Source organism: Streptomyces sp. NPDC087422 (assembly GCF_044744145.1).
GTDB lineage: Bacteria > Actinomycetota > Actinomycetes > Streptomycetales > Streptomycetaceae > Actinacidiphila.
On record NZ_JBIUXT010000007.1, the window covers coordinates 36,604 to 53,783 of the forward strand.

Sequence of the window (17,180 nt, forward strand, 5' to 3'; positions counted from 1 at the left end):
GGTGGTGACCTGCGGGAGCGTCGTGGCCGGCCGCGCGGTTCCCCGCGCCCCCGACGGGGCACGTCGTGTGCAAGGGCACGGTCAGACGGGGACGGCCATGACCATGCGGGCGGAGCGGCCGGGGGTCATGCCGAGGCGCCAGGTGTCCCAGGGTCCGCCGGGGGCGACGGTGCCGCGCTCCAGGAGGAGGGCGTACGCCTCGACGTACTCCTCGAGGTCCGGGTCCCGCCCCGGATAGGCGTCGGCGAGGAGCCCGGCGAGGGCTGAGCGGGCCAGGGGCAGGCCGTCCTCGGAGAGCAGCGGCTGGACGGTGGCGCGCAGGAAGACGGCCCAGTCGTGGCCGCGCCGGTCGCCGAGCCCACGGAAGAGCTCGACGGCCTCGTCGAGGAGGGCGAGGGCCTCGGGCAGCCGCCCGTTCCCGGCGTCGATGACGGACAGCTCGACGCACGACCACGCCTCGCCGTGCTCGACGCCGATCCGGCGGAAGTCCTGGCGGGCGTCCTGGAGGAGCTGCCGGGCGAAGCCGCTGTTGCGCAGATTGCCGGTACGGGCCGCCCGCTGGTCGCGGGTGACCCGCGCGGAGTGGTGCCGGGCGCAGGCCAGCCCGTAGACGTCCCGCATGCGGGAGAACATCGTGCGGGCGCGTTCCAGGGTGCGCAGCGCCGAGTCGGTGTCGCCGGACTCCTCCAGCGCGTGCCCGAGGTAGTACAGCGTCCACGCCTCGCCGCGCGCGTCCTCGCAGGCGCGGTGCCGCTGCACCGCCTCGTCCAGGTCCTGGGCGGCCTGCTGGGCCTCGCCGCGCAGCAGCAGGGCCCGGGCGAGCTGCGTCGCGGTCCACGCGCCGCCGCGCGGGTCGCGGGCCAGCGCGTACGACTGCCCGGCGGCGCGCAGTTCGGCCTCGCCGAGGTCGAGCCGCCCGAGCCGCAGGTACACCTGGCCGAGCTGGAGGTGCGCCCACGCCTCGCCCTGCACGCTCTCGTTCTCGCGGTGCAGCGCCAGCGACTCGCGCAGCAGCTCCAGCGCCGTGCCGACCTGGCCCATGTCGCGCAGCACGGCGGCCAGCGCGTGCAGCGTCCAGGCCCGGTCCTCGTCCAGCTCGGGGGCGGACTGGATCTCCAGCGCCTCGCGCAGCCTGCGCTCGGCCTCCTTGAGGTTGCCCTGGTGGTGCAGGGTGATGCCGAGGCTGTCCAGCGCGCGGGCCGCGCCCGACGGGTGCCGCGCCTCGAAGTACAGGTCGACCACCGACGTCAGCGTCGACCGCGCCTTGTCCAGCTCGCCGAGCTGCCGGGCCGCGATGCCCGTACGCCACTGCACCGACCGCACCAGCACCGAGCGGTCCTCGTCGGGGCCCGACTTCTGCTGCCCGGCGGCCTGTTGGGCCTGCGCCATCTCGCTGATCTCGCCGAGCCGGTAGAGGTCGCCGCGCAGCAGGCAGTAGTCGCACAGCGCGCCGAGCAGCGCCTGTACGGCGGCCCGGTCGACGCCCTCGGTGTCGCGCAGCGCGGCGGTGATGAAGCTGGACTCCTCGTCCAGCCAGCGCAGCGCCAGCTCCAGTGAGGCGAAGCCGTGCTGGCCGAAGCGCCCGGCGCGGGTGGAGGTCTTGCCCTCGACCAGCCGGATGACGGTGTTCGCGAGGTCCGCGTACGAGCGGATCAGCCGCTCGTGGGCGGCGCCGCGCTCCACCGGGTCCTCCTCGTCCAGCAGCCGTTCGCCCGCGAAGGCGCGGACGAGGTCGTGTGGGCGGTAGCGGCTGCCGCGGACGTTCTCGATCAGCCCCGCGGCGGCGAGTTCGTCGAGCCTGCGGGCGGCCTCGCGTTCGTCGGTGGCCATCAGGGCCGCCGCGGCGGCGGCGCCGAAGCTGGCGCGCCCGGCCAGCGCGAGGCGGCGCAGCAGGCGGCGGTTGGGCTCCGGCTGGTCGTGGTAGCGCAGTGCGAGGACGCGGTCGACCGGGTCGCGCGGGCCGAACACCTCCAGGTCTGCGGCGAGTTCGGTCGCGCCGTGGTGGTCGGGGAGCGCGGCTCCGGCGATCCGCAGGGCTATCGGCAGACCCGCGCACAGGTCGCGCAGCCGCTCGGCCTCCGCCCGCAGCGGGGCGGCGCCGCCGCCCGCCGCGGCCAGTTCGCCCAGCAGCTCCAAGGTGTCGTCCGCGTCGAGCGCGCCGACGTCCAGGCTGTGCACGAAGGCGCCGGGCAGCGCCAGTTCCTCCGGGTCGAACGGCGCGCGGCTGGTGACCAGCACCAGGCTCTCGGACCGCTCGGGGACCAGCGTCCTGATCTGCGCCGCGTCGGTGGCGTCGTCCAGCACGATCACCACGGGCACGTCCCTGAGGTGCTGCTGGTACTGCTCGCTGAGCCGTCGCAGGTGCTGTTCCTGATTCTGCCGCTCGCGGAAGAGGAGCTGGTCGCGGGGCGCGCCGAGCCGGTTGAGCAGGTGCAGCAGCGCCTCCCTGGTGGGCAGCGGCGTCCTGCCGTCGCTCGCGCCGCGCAGGTCCACCACGCACGCGCCGCGGAACTGGTCCTTCAACTGCCGTGCGGTACGCACCGCCAGCGTCGTACGGCCGCTGCCCGCCGGGCCGTGCAGGACGACCACGGTGGGCCGTACCGCCGTGGACACCCGGGCCTGGTGCACCCACTGGGCGATCCGCGCGACATGGGCGCGGCGCCCGGCGAACGGGCCTTCCGCGTCCGGGAGATGGCCGAACGACTGCTCCAGCACGGCGCGTGTGCGGGCCGCCGCGCTGCGGTCGTTGCCCGAACGGCGCGGCGGGGAGGGCTGGTTGGGCACCTTGGCGGACTGCTTGCGGGGCGGCGCGGGGACGACCGCGCGCTGCGCCTCGATGAACGGCCGTACGCCGCGGCGGTCGAGCGCGGCCAGCCACAGCAGCCGCAGTTGTTCCGGACCGCCCGGTAAGCCCTGGCCGGCGCCCGCGCGCCGCGCCTTTCCCTGCTTGCCCGCTCCGGTCAGCGTCACCGCTCCCGCCGCGCCGACCGCGAGGCCGGTCACCAGCGCGGGTCCCGCCGCGAGGCCGTAGCCGAGGTCGACTCCGAAGGCCACCGCGGCCGTTACGCCCGCGACCAGGCCCTGCACCGCGGCGGTGGCGCGCCCCGAGCGCTCCTGCGGTCCGGCCGCCTGACCGGCCTCCAGCGCCCTGACGTACGCCCCGTACTCCTCGTCCGCCGCGGCCGCGATCTCCTCCAGCCGCTCCAACCCCCGCGCCAGCAGCGCCTTCCCGTCCACGCCCTGCCCCTGCTGGGCCACCGCCCGCTCCAGCAGGCGCACCACCTCGGCCCGGTGCGGTGCGCGCAGCGCGGCCCGTGACTCCGGCACATGTCCTCCCGCGTACGGCTTCGACAACTTCGACGTGCGGACAACCCATGAGTGGGTTTGGTGCCCACCCAGCGCCCGCGTCAAGCCCCCGCGGCCCTGTGGATCCCACAGCGCCGTCCCCGCGCGCCCCTCCTGGGCGCGGAGCCGCCGTCGCCGCCGCGCGCACGCGCGCGGTTCAGGCCCGCGCGGGGAGGCGGGTTCCGGTGGTGCGGCGCCGGTGAACAGGCCGATCAGGCCGTAGGGCGCCTTGTCGCCGAGGCAGAGGTCGAGCATCTCGTGCGCCTCGGCGTCGGCGCCCAGCTCTCCCGCGCGCCGTGGCAGTCCGCGATGCCGCGCGTCTTCGACGGCGTCGGCGCTACGGCTTGTGAACCGCCCGGCTCACGGGGAGTGGTTCCAGACCAGCAGGAGATAGCCGCCGAAGTACCCGGACACCAGCGTCAGCGTCGTCACGACCGTGACGGCCGTACCGGTCCTGGCCTTGGCCAGCGCGATGGCGGGCGGGATGAGCAGCGGGAAGGCCGCGACGAGGAAGCGCGCCTTGGAGTGGTAGTAGCCGGAGCCGCCGATCGAGGTGGCCAGCAGCAGGAAGCTGAAGAGCAGCAGCGGCCAGGGCTGCCGGTCGAGCACGCCGAGGACGAAGAGCGCCACGGCCAGCAGCAGGACGACGGTCACCGCGTACAGGTCGAGCGCCGACGGCGTGCTGAGGATGTGCCGGGCGCTGTCGACGGTGAACCGGCCGCCGTCCCACGACGATCCCCAGCCGTCCTTCTGGATGTGGAACCAGCCGTCCAGCCGGTGCACCCGCAGGCCCACCCACACCAGATAGCCGATCCAGCCGGCGGGCGCGATCAGCAGCGCCGCCCACGCGCGCCAAGCGCGCGGCGCGCGGACGATCGCGAACAGCGCGGCCAGGCAGACCACCGGCACCAGCGCGGAGGCGGTCGGCCGGGTCAGCCCGGCGAGCAGGCACAGGAAGGCACTGGTCAGCCAGTGTTCGCAGAGCAGCGCGTACAGCGTCCAGGCGGCCAGCGCCGTGAACAGGCTCTCGGTGTACGCCATCGACTCGACGACGGCGTGCGGGATGACGCCCCACAGCACGGCGAGCACCACCCCGGCGCGCTGGCCGTACAGCTTCGCGCCGACCGCGTAGATGCCCCAGGCGGCGGCCAGCGCGAAGAGCCAGCCGAGGACGACGCCGGTGGTCGCGGGCCCGGTGGGGGACAGCGCGGCGGTGCCGCGCACCAGTTGGGGGTAGAGCGGGAAGAACGCGAGGTTGCTCTGCGCCGGGGTGCCGTGGTCGTAGCCGTGCTCGATGATGCCCAGGAACCACAGCGAGTCCCATTTGCGGCCCAGCAGCCCCAGCAGGCTCTTGTGTTCCGACCGCGCCCACATCCAGAGCATCGCGGTCGCCGCGAGCCGCACCAGCAGATAGCCGAGGACCGCGGGCGCCGCCGCGCGGGTCGCGCGCCGCAGCGCGTCTCCCCGGCCGGTGGGCTCCGCCGCGGGCGCCGGCCGGGTGTGGTCGAGCAGCGCCACGACGCTCCCTCTTTGGCGTGAAAAACGGTGCATACGGGTGAGGTGCAGAATTGCGGCAGTCTATCCGGTCGGTGTACGGCGGTTGTCCCGCACCTGTCCGTCAGCTGTCCGACCCCTCGCCGAAGCCCCCGCCACGCGCCCCGCCGACTTCCAGGCCATGTCGCCGCTTGTTCCGTACCCAGCAGGCCCGGTGGCGGTGGCGGGTACCGCCGGGTGACGGGGCGGACCTGGGCGTGCGGTGGCGGCCACCGCCGGGTGCGGATCGGTGCGGACCGAGGCGTGCGATGGGGGCTACCGGCGGGTGACCGAGCGGATCCAGGCGAGCTGCTGACCGACGTCCCCGGCCTCGGCGACCTTCTCCCGGTCGGAGCCGTCGAAGACGCCGAGGAGGGTTTCCGCGCCGTGCGGGGCGACGCTCATCACCGGTCCGCCGGAGTCCCCGCCCGCGGGAATCCCGGACACCTTCACCATGCAGAAGTCCGAGCCGCCCGGCGCGGTGGCGCCGTCGCACCGCGGGTCGTCCGGCCGGACGACCCGCAGCCGCGACTGCTTGAGCACCGGCGACTGGCAGGAGTTCTCGTCCCCGGCGCACGTCGCGCCCCACCCGTACACCCGCACGGTCCGGCCGGGGCGGACGGGCGCGGTGGACAGGCGCGCCGTGCGGACGTTCATGGCCGGCACCTCGACCAGCATCATGTCGGCGACGGCGCTTCCCACGCGCCCGCCGGGCACCGGCCGGACCGTCGTGCCCTTGCGGACGTCGAGGCTGCCCACCCGGAACGTGATCCGCTTGTCCGCGACCGGCCGCGCCTGCTCGAAGAAGCAGTGCGACGCGGTCAGAATCCACCGGCGCGTCACGGCCGCCCCGGTGCACACCGGCTTCCCGTCGACGAACATCCGCACCGCCCACGGCCCGTACGTGCTCTTCGACCCGCCGATCACCGCGGAGGCCGGTGCCGACGCCGTCACGATCCCCGTCACGGCCGCCAGTACGGCCGTCAGCAGCACCCGAATCCGCCCCGCCATCCGCGACCACCCCTCACGCTCACCCGGCACCGCTCCCGTCGGCTCCCGTCGGCGCTCCTGGTGCCATTGGCACCACTTCCGCCACTTCCGGAACATCCGCCCATAAGCGTACGCGCCGACCCCCGGCTTTCCGGACCGGACGCGCACCGGGCGTCACGTCCGTCAGCCGCCACCCGGCGCATCCGGCCCGGAGTTCGTCGGCGGTGACACCGGAGACGGGGGGATCACCCAGTCGGGGCGCCAGGTCCCGGCGGCGTCGTGGGCGGTCGCCGCGGCGGCGAGGTGGGCGCGCAGAACGGCCAGCGCCGGGTGGGGGTTGTCGCGGTGCCACAGGAGGGCGTGCGGGTAGACGGGGGTGGGGTCGGTCACCGGGATACGGCGCAGGCCGTGGCCCGCGGGCCAGATGAGACGGGTGGGCTCGCCCATGAAGGTGGCCAGCGCCGGGGTCTCGGCGAGGGTGTCGAGGAGCGCGTCGGAACCGAAGTTGGGGCCGGTCGCCTCGATGGTGAGGCCGAACTCGTCGACGAGGTCGTCGTAGTAGGCGCCCCACTCGGAGCCGGGGACGATGCCGGGCATCCAGATCCGGTGCCCCACGAGCCGCTCGACGGTCACCGACCGGGCGCCCGCCAGCGCGTGGGCCGGGCCGGTGAGGAGCTGGAGCGGCTCGTCGAGCACCCGTACGGACGCCACGTCCTCGGGAAGCGGCAGGCCGGGCGCGGCGACGGCGCGGAAGGTCGCGTCGATCGCACCGGACCTGACGGCGCCGACGGCCGTGCCGAATTCCAGCAGCATCACCACGTCGAGGTCGATCTCGGGGTGCGCGCGGTGGAAGCCGCGCATCAGGCCCGCCTGCGCGCCGCGCGAGGCCATCACGTCGACGCGCAGCGGACGGCGGCCGGGGCGTACGGACGCGACCGCGCGTTCGGCGACGCGCAGCAGTTCGCGCGCGTGGGGCAGGAACGCCTGGCCGTCGATGGTGAGTTCGGCGCCGCGCGGGGCGCGGGCGAACAGCCGCATGCCCAGGGCGCGTTCCAGCGCGGCGACCCGCTTGGAGACCGCCTGCTGGGTGATCGACAGGTCGGCGGCGGCCTTCTGGAACTGGCCCGCGTCCGCGACGGCGACGAAGGTGCGTACGGCTTCGAGGTCCACGTCGATTCACCTTAGTGAACAACGAATGGTTGTGGATCGCGGGCGGTGCGGTTGTTTGACCTGCGGTTGTGCCGCTCGCTTAGCTCTCACCGGTCCACGTCGGCCCGTCGAAGGGGGAGCGCCGCGCATGAGGGGCAGGAGAGCGCTGGGCCGGCCGTTCGGCTGGCTGTGGGCGGCGTACGCGGTGAGCGCATACGGGTCGGGGCTGGGCTTCGGCGCGCTGCCGCTGATCGCGGTGCTGGCCCTGCACGCGGGCCCCGCCGAGGTGTCCGCGCTGTCCGCCGTGGGGCCCGCGGTGGGAGCGCTGATCGCGCTGCCGCTCGCGCCGTGGGTGGAGTTCCGGCGCAAGCGCCCGGTCATGGTCGCGATGGACCTGACCCGGTTCGCGGTCATGGCGACGGTCCCGGCCGCGTACGCCCTCGGCTGGCTCAGCTTCGTCCACCTGCTCGTGGTCTCCGCCGTGTCCGCCGCGGCCAAGATCGCCTTCAACGCCTCCAGCGGCGCCTACCTCAAGGCGCTCGTCCGGCCGGACGACCTGCTCGTGGCCAACGCCCGCTTCGAGTCCACGAACTGGAGCTCCATCGCGGTCGGGCCGCCGCTCGGCGGAGCGGCCATCGGCCTGTTCGGGCCGGTCGTCACCGTCGTGGCCGACGCGCTCAGCTACTTGTGCTCCGCGCTGTGCGTCACCGCGATCCGCGGCCGGGAGGACGCGCCGCGGCCCACCGGCACACCGACGACCCGGGCGGGCACGCTGCTCGACGGCTGGCGGCACCTCCTGGGCCACCCCGGCCTGCGGGCGCTCTACCTCAACCAGCTGCTCGTCGGCGGTCTGATCATGGCCACAGAACCGCTGCTCGCCGTGCTCCTGCTGCGCCAACTCGGCTTCCCGCCCTGGCAGTACGGCCTCGCCTTCGCCGCGCCCTGCGTCGGCGGGCTCATCGGCTCGCGGCTGGCCCGCCGGGTGGTGGCCCGCCACGGGCAGCAGTGGGTCTTCCGGACCGTCGGCACCCTGCGCGCCGTCTGGCTGATCGGGCTGGCCTTCGTCCGGCCCGGCGTCGTCGGCCTGCTCACCGTGATCGCCGTCGAGCTGGCGATCATCGTCAACATGAGCCTGTACACACCGGTGCTCGCCACCTACCGGCTCGAACACACCCCCCGGCACCTCGTCGCCCGGACCCTGTCGGCCTGGTCGATCGGCCAGCAGACGGCCATCGCCGTCCTCACCGCGCTCGCCGGGCTGCTCGCCGACGTCACCGGCCCGCGCACCGCCCTCACGGTCGTGGGCCTGCTCATCCTGACCACCCCGCTCCTGCTGCCCCGCCGCGACCTCACCCCGAGCCCCGAGCCGGCCGTGGCCCCCGGCCGGCCGTGACCGACCGGGCCCGGGCGGGGGTATCGGCGGATCGCGGCACCGCCGCTGCGCCGTTGCGGACCGGAACTGACCGCAATCGCGCCTAGCGTCGCTGTCGACAACCGATGTCAGCGAAAGGACCGCGATGCCCGAGAAGACCAATGCCGCGCCCGAGGGCTACACCACGGTGGCGCCCTGGGTGGTCACCGACGACACGGGGGCGTTCCTCGACTTCGTGGCCGCGGCGTTCGGGGGTGAGGAACTCGGGCGGGTGGCGACGGAGGACGGCCTGATCGGACACGGCGAGATCCGTATCGGCGACACCGTGGTGCTGGCCTTCGACCGGCACGCGGACTGGCCCGTCGTGCCGAGCCTGCTGCGGGTGTTCGTCGCCGACGCCGACGAGGCGTTCGCGCGGGCCGTCGCGGCCGGCGGCCGTATCGTCACGGAGCTGGCCGACGACGCCTTCGGACAGCGCGGCGGCCGGATCAAGGACCCCTTCGGCAACATCTGGTGGGTGGTCAGCCGCGTGGAGGACGTCTCCGCGGACGACATGTGGAAGCGGCTGGAGGACCCCGTGTACGCCGAGGCCATGCGCGTGGCCCAGGAGACCCTCGACGCCGAGCTGAGCGGCCGGGCCGGCCGCAGCAGCGCCCCCGTCAGGACCTGGCCCCGCGGCCAGGACGCGTAAGGCGTAGGTCAATCAGCGTCAATCAGCCGTCGTCAGCGCGTCGGCGGTGAACCTCCGGCGCCAGGCGAGCGCGACGTGGACGAGGCCGATCAGGACGGGGACCTCGATCAGCGGGCCGACGACCCCGGCCAGCGCCTGGCCGGAGGTGACCCCGAAGGTGGCGACGGCGACCGCGATGGCCAGCTCGAAGTTGTTGCCCGCCGCGGTGAACGCGAGGGTCGCGGTGCGGTCGTAGGCCAGACCGACACCCTTGCCGAGGAGGAAGGCGCCGAAGAACATGACCGCGAAGTAGACCAGCAGCGGAGCCGCGATCCGTACGACGTCCAGCGGGCGCGAGGTGATCGTCCCGCCCTGGAGGGCGAAGAGGACGACGATCGTGAACAGCAGCCCGTACAGCGCCCACGGGCCGATCCTCGGCAGGAACGCGCTCTCGTACCGCTCGCGCCTCACGCGCCGCTCGCCGACGCGGCGCGTGAGGAACCCCGCGAGCAGGGGCACGCCGAGGAAGACGACGACGTTCAGCGCGATGTGCCAGGCGGAGACGTCCAGGCCCTGGCCGTCGCCGAGGTCGAGCAGACGCGGCAGCAGGTCGAGGTAGAACCAGCCCAGCAGCGCGAACGCGAGCACCTGGAACACCGAGTTGAGCGCGACCAGGACGGCGGCGGCCTCGCGGTCGCCGCACGCGAGGTCGTTCCAGATGATGACCATGGCGATGCAGCGGGCGAGTCCCACGATGATCAGACCGGTGCGGTACTCGGGCAGGTCCGGCAGGAAGAGCCAGGCCAGCGCGAACATGATGGCGGGGCCGACGACCCAGTTGAGGAGCAGGGAGGACGCCATCAGCTTCCGGTCGCCGGTGACGCGGTCGAGCCGGTCGTAGCGGACCTTGGCCAGCACCGGGTACATCATCACGAGCAGACCGAGCGCGATCGGCAGCGAGATCCCGCCGATCGCGGTCTTCGCGAGCGCGTCGTTCAGCCCCGGGACGGCGCGGCCCAGCCCCAGACCGGCCCCCATCGCGGCCAGAATCCAGACCGCGAGGTAGCGGTCCAGGGCGGAGAGCTTCGCGACGACCGAGTCGCGCGCGGCCGGACCGCCGTCCGGTGGGCGGGCGGCGGCGGGCTGCGCGGAGGGCGCGGGCCGGGGTTCCGCGGAGGGCGCGGGTCGGGGTTCCGCCGAGGTCACGGGTCGGGGCTGCGCGGAGGGCGCGGGCCGGGGTTCCGCCGAGGTCACGGGCACGCCCGCTTGTTCTCGGCGGCGGTACGCGCGGACTCCGCGAGCGCGGCGAACCGCTCGGACAGTCCGGCCAGCACCTCGGGGCGCAGCTTGTAGTAGACGAACCGGCCGCAGGGCTCGGTGTCCACCACGCCCGCCTCGCGCAGGACCTTCATGTGGTTGGAGAGATTGGTCTGCCTGGCTCCGGTCTCCTCGACCAGGTGCGTGGTGCACAGGGTCTCGCGGGCGAGCAGGGTCACGATCCGGAGCCTGAGCGGATCGGCCAGCACCCGCATCAGATCAGTGTCGACTGATGTCAGCATGGACTGATACTGTCACACATCAGTCGCCGCTGATACCAGCGCGGGCTGAATCGTTCGTTCGCCTCGCCACGTCGCCGCAGCGAACCCGTCCCGCCAAGCCGTCGCATCAAGCCCGCCTCATCACGCCGGTCCCATCACGCCCGTCCCACCACGCCGTTCAACCGAGGAAGGAACAGGGAAGTCCCATGTCCGACAAGCCTTCCGTCCTGTTCGTCTGCGTCCACAACGCCGGCCGCTCGCAGATGGCCGCCGCGTGGCTCACCCACCTGGCCGGAGGCCGCGTCGAGGTCCGCTCCGCCGGGTCCGACCCGGGCGCCGCCGTCAACCCGGCCGCCGTCCGGGCCATGGCCGAGGTCGGCATCGACATCTCCGCCGAGGCCCCGAAGATCCTCACCGTGGACGCGGTACGCGAGTCCGACGTGTGCGTCACGATGGGCTGCGGCGACACCTGCCCGGTCTTCCCCGGCAAGCGCTACCTCGACTGGAAGCTCGACGACCCGGCCGGCCAGGGCGTCGAAGCCGTGCGACCGATCCGCGACGAGATCAAGTCCCTGGTCGAGACCCTCCTCCACGAGATCGCCCCGCCCCGGCCCCTTGATCGCCCCGCCCCCCGCCGGACCCCGTCCCCACCGGTCCCGCTCCCGCTCCCGCCCGGTGCGTCGAGATGCCCGAACGACAGCCTCCCGCCGCCGCGCGCGATCGTCTCGCGGGCCTTGCTTTGTGAGAGGCTAGGCCGCGTGAACCGGTTGGCCGACGCGACCTCGCCCTATCTTCTCCAGCACGCCGCGAATCCCGTGGACTGGTGGCCGTGGGGGGCGGAGGCGTTCGCGGAGGCGCGCAAGCGCGGTGTGCCGGTGCTGCTGAGCGTGGGGTACAGCGCGTGCCACTGGTGCCATGTGATGGCGCACGAGTCCTTCGAGGACGAGGTGACGGCCGCGTACCTCAATGAGCACTTCGTGTCGGTGAAGGTGGACCGCGAGGAGCGGCCGGACGTCGACGCCGTGTACATGGAGGCCGTGCAGGCGGCCACCGGTCAGGGCGGCTGGCCGATGACGGTGTTTCTGACGCCGGAGGGCGAGCCGTTCTACTTCGGTACGTACTTCCCGCCGGCCGCGCGGCAGGGGATGCCCGGCTTCCGGGACGTGCTGGAGGGCGTCGTCGCGGCGTGGCGGGACCGGCGCGAGGAGGTCGCGGATGTCGCGACGCGGATCGTCCGGGACCTGGCCGAGCGGGCCGACGCGTACGGCGCGGCCGTCCATCCGGGTGAAGGCGAACTGTCGGCGGCGCTGCTCGGGCTGACCCGTGAATACGACGCGCGGCGCGGCGGGTTCGGCGGGGCGCCGAAGTTCCCGCCGTCCATGGCGCTGGAGTTCCTGCTGCGGCACCACGCGCGGACCGGCGCCGAGGGCGCGTTGCAGATGGCCCGCGACACCTGCGAGGCGATGGCGCGCGGCGGGATCTACGACCAACTCGGCGGCGGCTTCGCCCGGTACGCGGTCGACCGCACCTGGACCGTCCCGCACTTCGAGAAAATGCTTTACGACAACGCGCTGCTCACCCGCGTGTACGCGCACCTGTGGCGGGCCACCGGCTCCGACTTCGCGCGCCGCGTCGCGCTGGAGACCGCGGACTTCATGATCGCCGAACTGGCCACGGACGAGGGCGGGTTCGCGTCCGCGCTGGACGCCGACAGCGACGACGGCACCGGCAAGCACGCCGAGGGCGCCTACTACGCGTGGACGCCCGCGCAGCTCACCGAGGTACTGGGCGCGGCCGACGGGGAGTTCGCGGCGGGCTACTTCGGCGTCACCGAGGAGGGCACCTTCGAGGAGGGCGCCTCCGTACTCCAACTCCCGCAGGGCAACGGCGTGGTGGACGCCGACCGGGTCGCCTCCGTACGCGAACGGCTGCTCACCGCCCGCGCGTCGCGCCCCCGTCCGGGGCGCGACGACAAGGTGGTCGCCGCCTGGAACGGCCTGGCCATCGCCGCGCTCGCCGAGACCGGCGCCTACTTCGACAGGCCCGACCTCGTACAGGCCGCGGTCGACGCCGCCGACCTGCTCGTACGCGTCCACATGGACGAGCGCGGACGGCTCTCGCGCACCTCGCGCGACGGCGTCGCCGGGGCCAACGACGGTGTGCTGGAGGACTACGGCGACGTCGCCGAGGGCTTCCTGGCGCTCGCGTCGGTGACCGGCGAGGGCGTCTGGCTGGACTTCGCCGGGCTGCTGCTCGACTCCGTCATCGTCCACTTCACCGCGGACGACGGCGGGCTGTACGACACCGCCGACGACGCCGAGACCCTGATCCGCCGCCCGCAGGACCCCACCGACAACGCGACGCCGTCCGGCTGGACGGCCGCCGCCGGTGCGCTGCTCACCTACGCCGCCCACACCGGCTCCGACGCCCACCGCACCGCCGCGGAAAGGGCGTTGGGTGTCGTCGGCGCGCTCGCCTCCCGCGCGCCGCGGTTCGTCGGCTGGGGTCTGGCCGTCGCCGAGGCCGCGCTCGACGGGCCGCGCGAGGTCGCCGTCGTCGGCGCGGTCGGCGATCCCCTGACCGACGAACTCCACCTCACCGCGCTGCTCGGCGCCGCGCCCGGCGCCGTGGTCGCGGTCGGCGAGGAGGGCAGTACGGAATTCCCGCTGCTGCACGCCCGGCCGACGCGCGCCGGGCAGGCCGCCGCGTACGTCTGCCGCAACTTCGTCTGCGACGCGCCGACGTCCGACGCCCGCACCCTGCGCTCGCAGCTCCGCTCCGACGTGTGGACCGGACCCCGCCCGAGCTAGCCGGCCCCCCTGCGGGGGTGCGCGCTCAGCCACGACGCTCCCGCGGGTCACCGGCCGTCCCGGCGGGTCGTTTCGGTTGTTCCCGGACCACCGGCCGGTGGTGGGTTGCTCGCGCAGTTCCTCGCGCCCCTGACGGGGCGCACTGTCTTTCGTCCGGGCGGCGAGCCGATCTTTTTAGGGGCGCGGGGAACTGCGCGCTCAGCCACGACGCTCCCGCAGGTCACCGCCCGTCCCGGCGGTTCGGTGGTGGCCGGGTCACCGGGGGGTGGGGGCTGGGGGCTTGGTGCCGGGGGAGGCGCGCGGGGTCAGAACTCCAGGCCACCGCGCAGCAGGCCGAGGGCTCGGTCGAGGAGGGGCAGGAGTTCTTCGGTGCGGCCCTGTTCGACCCAGTACATCGTCGTCTCGTGGATGACGCTGAAGACGGCGGCGGTGAAGACGCGTACCTCGAGGTCGTCGGCCGAGCGGCCGGACCGCTCGGCGATGATGCCGCCGAGCAGCCGACCGGTCTCCGACATGGTTTCGTGCGAGCGGGAGCGGATGGCGGGGACGTCGCGGACCAGTTCCTCGCGCTGAACCATCTCGGCCTGGCCCTCGGGGTCCTGGAGCAGCAGGCTGAGCGATTCGTGCATGACCATTTCCAGCGCCGTCAGCGGTGACTCCTCGGCGGGCCGGGACCGCAGCATCTCGGCCATGCCCGCGTCGTACTCGTCCGTGAGGACGATGTCCTCCTTGGTGGGGAAGTACCGGAAGACGGTGCTCGGCGAGACGTCCGCCTCGGCCGCGATCTGGTCGACGGGGGTGGCGTCGTACCCCTGCTCGGCGAAGAGCCGGTAGGCGGCGGCGCGGATGGCCTGGCGGGTCTGGGCCTTCTTGCGTTCGCGCAGACCGGTCTTCGCCGGGATGATGCCGCTGGAGCGAGGGGACATGGCCTCATTGTCCGGCATCCGTGGTGCGTTCTGCCACGGGCAGCGATGCCCCGGCGCGGGTGTCGGAGGCGGTCACGGAGCCGGTCACGGCGCCGGTCACGATGCCGGGCGCGGTGTCGCTCCCGGACCCGGACCCGTGTCCGGACCCGTCTCCAGACCCCTTCGCGCCCCCGTCGGCCGCGCCCCCGTCCGTCGCTTTCCCGGTGCGCGGATTCGGCAGGAAGGCCGACACCAGCGCGGCGGCCACCAGGGACGCGACACCGCAGACGGTGAGGACGACGCTCATGCCGTGCAGGTACGCGGCGTCGGCCGCGGTGGCCAGCGCGCGGTCGCCCAGGGAGGCGGCGACGGCGTGGGCGCCGACGACGGAGTCCTTGGCGGTGTGCGCGGCGGCCGAGGACAGGCCGCTGGTGTCCAGCCGTCCGGTGTACCCGGCGGCGAGGACGCTGCCGAGGATGGCGACGCCGATCGCGCCGCCGGTCTGCCGCAGCGTCTGGAGCAGTCCCGAGCCGCTGCCCGCGCGCTCGCGGGGGAGCGCGCCGAGCGCGCTGTCCATGGCGGGCACGATGGCGAGGCCGAAGCCGAGCCCGGCGATCGACAGCCACAGGGCGGTGACGCCGTAACCGTCACCGACGCGCGTGGTGCTGCCGAGGAAGGCCGCGCCCGCCAGGACGGCGAGTCCGCCGACGATCACCGGCCGCGGGCCGAACCGCTTGACCAGCGGGGAGCCCGCGCGGGCGGAGAACATCAGCCCGCCCATCATCGGCAGCAGCCGCAGACCGGTGCCGAACGCGTCGTAGCCCAGGGAGGTCTGGAGGTAGGACGGCAGGACGAAGAGCAGCCCGGTGAGGATGAAGGTGACCAGGGTGGCGGCGACCGCGTTCCACACGAAACCGCGCTGCCGCAGCAGGGTCAGGTCGAGCATCGGCCTGCTCACCCCGCGCTCGCGCAGCACCAGCCCGGCGATCAGCGCGACCCCGCCGAACAGCATCAGCAGCACCAGCGGGTCGCCCCAGCCCCGGTCGGGCGCCTCGATGATGCCGAAGACCAGGGCGCCGAGGCCCCCGGCGGCGAACACCGTGCTGGGGACGTCCACCCGGGGCGCGGCGGGGTCGCGGGTCTCGGGCAGCAGCGTCATGCAGGCGACGACGCTCAGGCCGACCAGCGGGATGTTGATCAGGAAGACCGAGCCCCACCAGAAGTGTTCGAGCAGCGTGCCGCCGATGATCGGGCCGAGCGGCATGCCGAGCGCCATCGCGGTGGACACGATCGCGACCGCCCGCGAGCGCTCCTGCCCGCTGAACATCGACGGCAGCACCGACAGCGCCAGCGGCATGATGAAGGCCCCGCCGACGCCCATCACCGTACGGGCGGCGATCACCGGTCCCGGGCTGTGCGCCAGCACGCCGAGCATCGATCCGGCCAGGAACACGACGAGGCCCGTGACCAGCATCCGGCGCCGTCCGAACCGGTCGCCCAGCAGGCCCGCCGGGAGCATCGCGGCGGCGAAGACGACGGTGTACGAGTCCACGATCCACTGCATGTCGCCGGTGTCGGCGCCGATCTGGGCGGACATCGTCGGCAGCGCCACGTTGAGGATCGTCGTGTCGAAGCTGAGGACGAGGACGCTGGCGATGATCGCGAGCAGCGCCAGCCAGCGCCGCGGGTCCGCCTGCGGCGGGGCTTGCGCGTCCGCCGGGGGCGGGGCCGGGGAGGAAGAGGTTGCCATGACGGCTCCTGAAGGTCTGTGTCAAATGAGAGTGACTCCTAAAAAAGAGTAGCTGTCAGATCGCCGCATGGGAACCCGTGCGGGTGGGCGCGTCCGCGGATGGGTGTCGGCGTACGCGTACGCACCGGCGTACGCGCCCTCACTCACCCGCGGACGCGCGCCGACGTGCGGGCGTACGAAAAAACCCGCCCCCGTGGGGACGGGCGCGGGTGGGTGAAGGGGCGGCCGGCTGCGGCCCGGCGGATTACGCGTGCTGGTAGGCGACCAGCGAGATGCCGACGTAGTGGACGATGAAGGCGACCAGCGTGAAGGAGTGGAAGACCTCGTGGAAGCCGAACCAACGCGGTGACGGATTCGGCCGCTTGAAGCCGTAGACGACGGCGCCGCCGCTGTAGAGCAGGCCGCCGACGATGACGCAGACCATGACGGCCACGCCGCCGGTGCGCAGGAAGTCCGGCAGGAAGAAGACCGCGACCCAGCCGAGCGCGATGTAGCACGGGGTGTAGAGCCAGCGCGGGGCGCCGACCCAGAAGACGCGGAAGGCGATTCCGGCGAGCGCGCCCGCCCAGACGACCCACAGCAGCGCCTTCGAGGTGTCGCCCGGCAGCAGCAGGATCGCCAGCGGCGTGTACGTGCCCGCGATGATCAGGAAGATGTTCGCATGGTCAAGTCGTCGCAAAATCGCTTCGCCCCGAGGGCCCCAGTTGCCCCGGTGGTAGAGCGCGCTCACGCCGAACAGCGCGCACGCGGTCACGGTGAAGACGCCGCAGGCGATCCGTCCCCTGGTGCTCTGGGCGAAGGCGGTGAGCACGACTCCCGAGACGAGCACGGCGGGGAACATCCCCGCGTGCAACCACCCTCTGAGCTTGGGTTTCACGGGGATCGGCAAGTCGACGCCGTCGACGGTGGGGAGCACCTCTGAAGTGTCGTTGTCAAGGGCCATGCCGTCAATCCTACCTACGGTCGCGTAAGTTACCTGTTAGTAGATTCAAAGGTGGCGCGGGACACTCCCGGAGTGGTGATGCTCACTCGCGGCGCCCTGGACAGAATCATTTGACGGGGCCCACACTCATATGAGTGCGGTCGGTACCGGATGAGCACTCCACGAACGCGTCCGG

At 73.4% G+C, this 17,180-nt stretch carries 12 protein-coding genes and 1 pseudogene; 4 read left to right on the forward strand and 9 right to left on the reverse strand.

Going from position 1 to position 17,180, the window contains the following annotated elements; all coding sequences use genetic code 11:
- Positions 1 to 81: 81 nt before the first annotated feature.
- The 4 genes from ACIO6U_RS22730 to ACIO6U_RS22745 form a co-directional block, all read right to left on the reverse strand.
- Positions 82 to 3,327 carry a tetratricopeptide repeat protein gene (locus ACIO6U_RS22730; protein WP_401721688.1) on the reverse strand — a complete coding sequence of 1,082 codons (3,246 nt, stop codon included), beginning with the start codon at positions 3,325 to 3,327 and terminating at the stop codon, positions 82 to 84.
- A 378-nt stretch (positions 3,328 to 3,705) separates the two neighbouring features.
- Positions 3,706 to 4,863: a hypothetical protein gene (locus tag ACIO6U_RS22735; protein ID WP_401721690.1), complete on the reverse strand. Its 1,158-nt coding sequence runs from the start codon at positions 4,861 to 4,863 to the stop codon at positions 3,706 to 3,708.
- Between the two features lie 291 nt (positions 4,864 to 5,154).
- Positions 5,155 to 5,889 carry a S1 family peptidase gene (locus ACIO6U_RS22740; protein WP_401721693.1) on the reverse strand — a complete coding sequence of 245 codons (735 nt, stop codon included), beginning with the start codon at positions 5,887 to 5,889 and terminating at the stop codon, positions 5,155 to 5,157.
- A 162-nt stretch (positions 5,890 to 6,051) separates the two neighbouring features.
- Positions 6,052 to 7,038 carry a LysR family transcriptional regulator gene (locus tag ACIO6U_RS22745; protein ID WP_355350109.1) on the reverse strand — a complete coding sequence of 329 codons (987 nt, stop codon included), beginning with the start codon at positions 7,036 to 7,038 and terminating at the stop codon, positions 6,052 to 6,054.
- A gap of 127 nt (positions 7,039 to 7,165) precedes the next feature.
- On the opposite strand from ACIO6U_RS22745, the gene ACIO6U_RS22750 reads away from it, so the two are divergent.
- A complete protein-coding gene (locus ACIO6U_RS22750) occupies positions 7,166 to 8,410 on the forward strand; it encodes an MFS transporter (RefSeq protein ID WP_401721695.1) in 1,245 nt (414 codons plus the stop codon).
- Between the two features lie 124 nt (positions 8,411 to 8,534).
- A complete protein-coding gene (locus ACIO6U_RS22755; protein ID WP_391049126.1) occupies positions 8,535 to 9,080 on the forward strand; it encodes a VOC family protein in 546 nt (181 codons plus the stop codon).
- An 18-nt stretch (positions 9,081 to 9,098) separates the two neighbouring features.
- On the opposite strand, the gene arsB is transcribed toward ACIO6U_RS22755, so the two are convergent.
- A complete protein-coding gene (gene arsB, locus ACIO6U_RS22760; RefSeq protein WP_401721698.1) occupies positions 9,099 to 10,265 on the reverse strand; it encodes an ACR3 family arsenite efflux transporter in 1,167 nt (388 codons plus the stop codon).
- Between the two features lie 44 nt (positions 10,266 to 10,309).
- The gene (locus ACIO6U_RS22765; protein ID WP_355350097.1) at positions 10,310 to 10,618 is read right to left on the reverse strand and encodes a metalloregulator ArsR/SmtB family transcription factor; all 309 of its coding nucleotides are present in this window, start codon (positions 10,616 to 10,618) and stop codon (positions 10,310 to 10,312) included.
- A 185-nt stretch (positions 10,619 to 10,803) separates the two neighbouring features.
- Between ACIO6U_RS22765 and ACIO6U_RS22770 the strand changes: the two are divergent.
- Positions 10,804 to 11,175, forward strand: a pseudogene (locus ACIO6U_RS22770) (arsenate reductase ArsC); the annotation flags it as partial.
- Positions 11,176 to 11,355: 180 nt separating this feature from the next.
- Positions 11,356 to 13,407 (forward strand): DUF255 domain-containing protein, encoded by a 2,052-nt coding sequence (locus ACIO6U_RS22775; RefSeq protein ID WP_391049134.1) that lies wholly within the window; start codon positions 11,356 to 11,358, stop codon positions 13,405 to 13,407.
- A 305-nt stretch (positions 13,408 to 13,712) separates the two neighbouring features.
- On the opposite strand, the gene ACIO6U_RS22780 is transcribed toward ACIO6U_RS22775, so the two are convergent.
- The 3 genes from ACIO6U_RS22780 to ACIO6U_RS22790 form a co-directional block, all read right to left on the reverse strand.
- The gene (locus ACIO6U_RS22780; RefSeq protein WP_401721701.1) at positions 13,713 to 14,333 is read right to left on the reverse strand and encodes a TetR/AcrR family transcriptional regulator; all 621 of its coding nucleotides are present in this window, start codon (positions 14,331 to 14,333) and stop codon (positions 13,713 to 13,715) included.
- A 4-nt stretch (positions 14,334 to 14,337) separates the two neighbouring features.
- On the reverse strand, positions 14,338 to 16,062 hold the full coding sequence (locus ACIO6U_RS22785; protein ID WP_401721704.1) for a DHA2 family efflux MFS transporter permease subunit: 1,725 nt from the start codon (positions 16,060 to 16,062) through the stop codon (positions 14,338 to 14,340).
- Between the two features lie 244 nt (positions 16,063 to 16,306).
- Complete coding sequence (locus ACIO6U_RS22790; RefSeq protein WP_401721706.1) at positions 16,307 to 17,005, reverse strand: hemolysin III family protein; 699 nt, start codon at positions 17,003 to 17,005, stop codon at positions 16,307 to 16,309.
- Positions 17,006 to 17,180 lie beyond the last annotated feature (175 nt).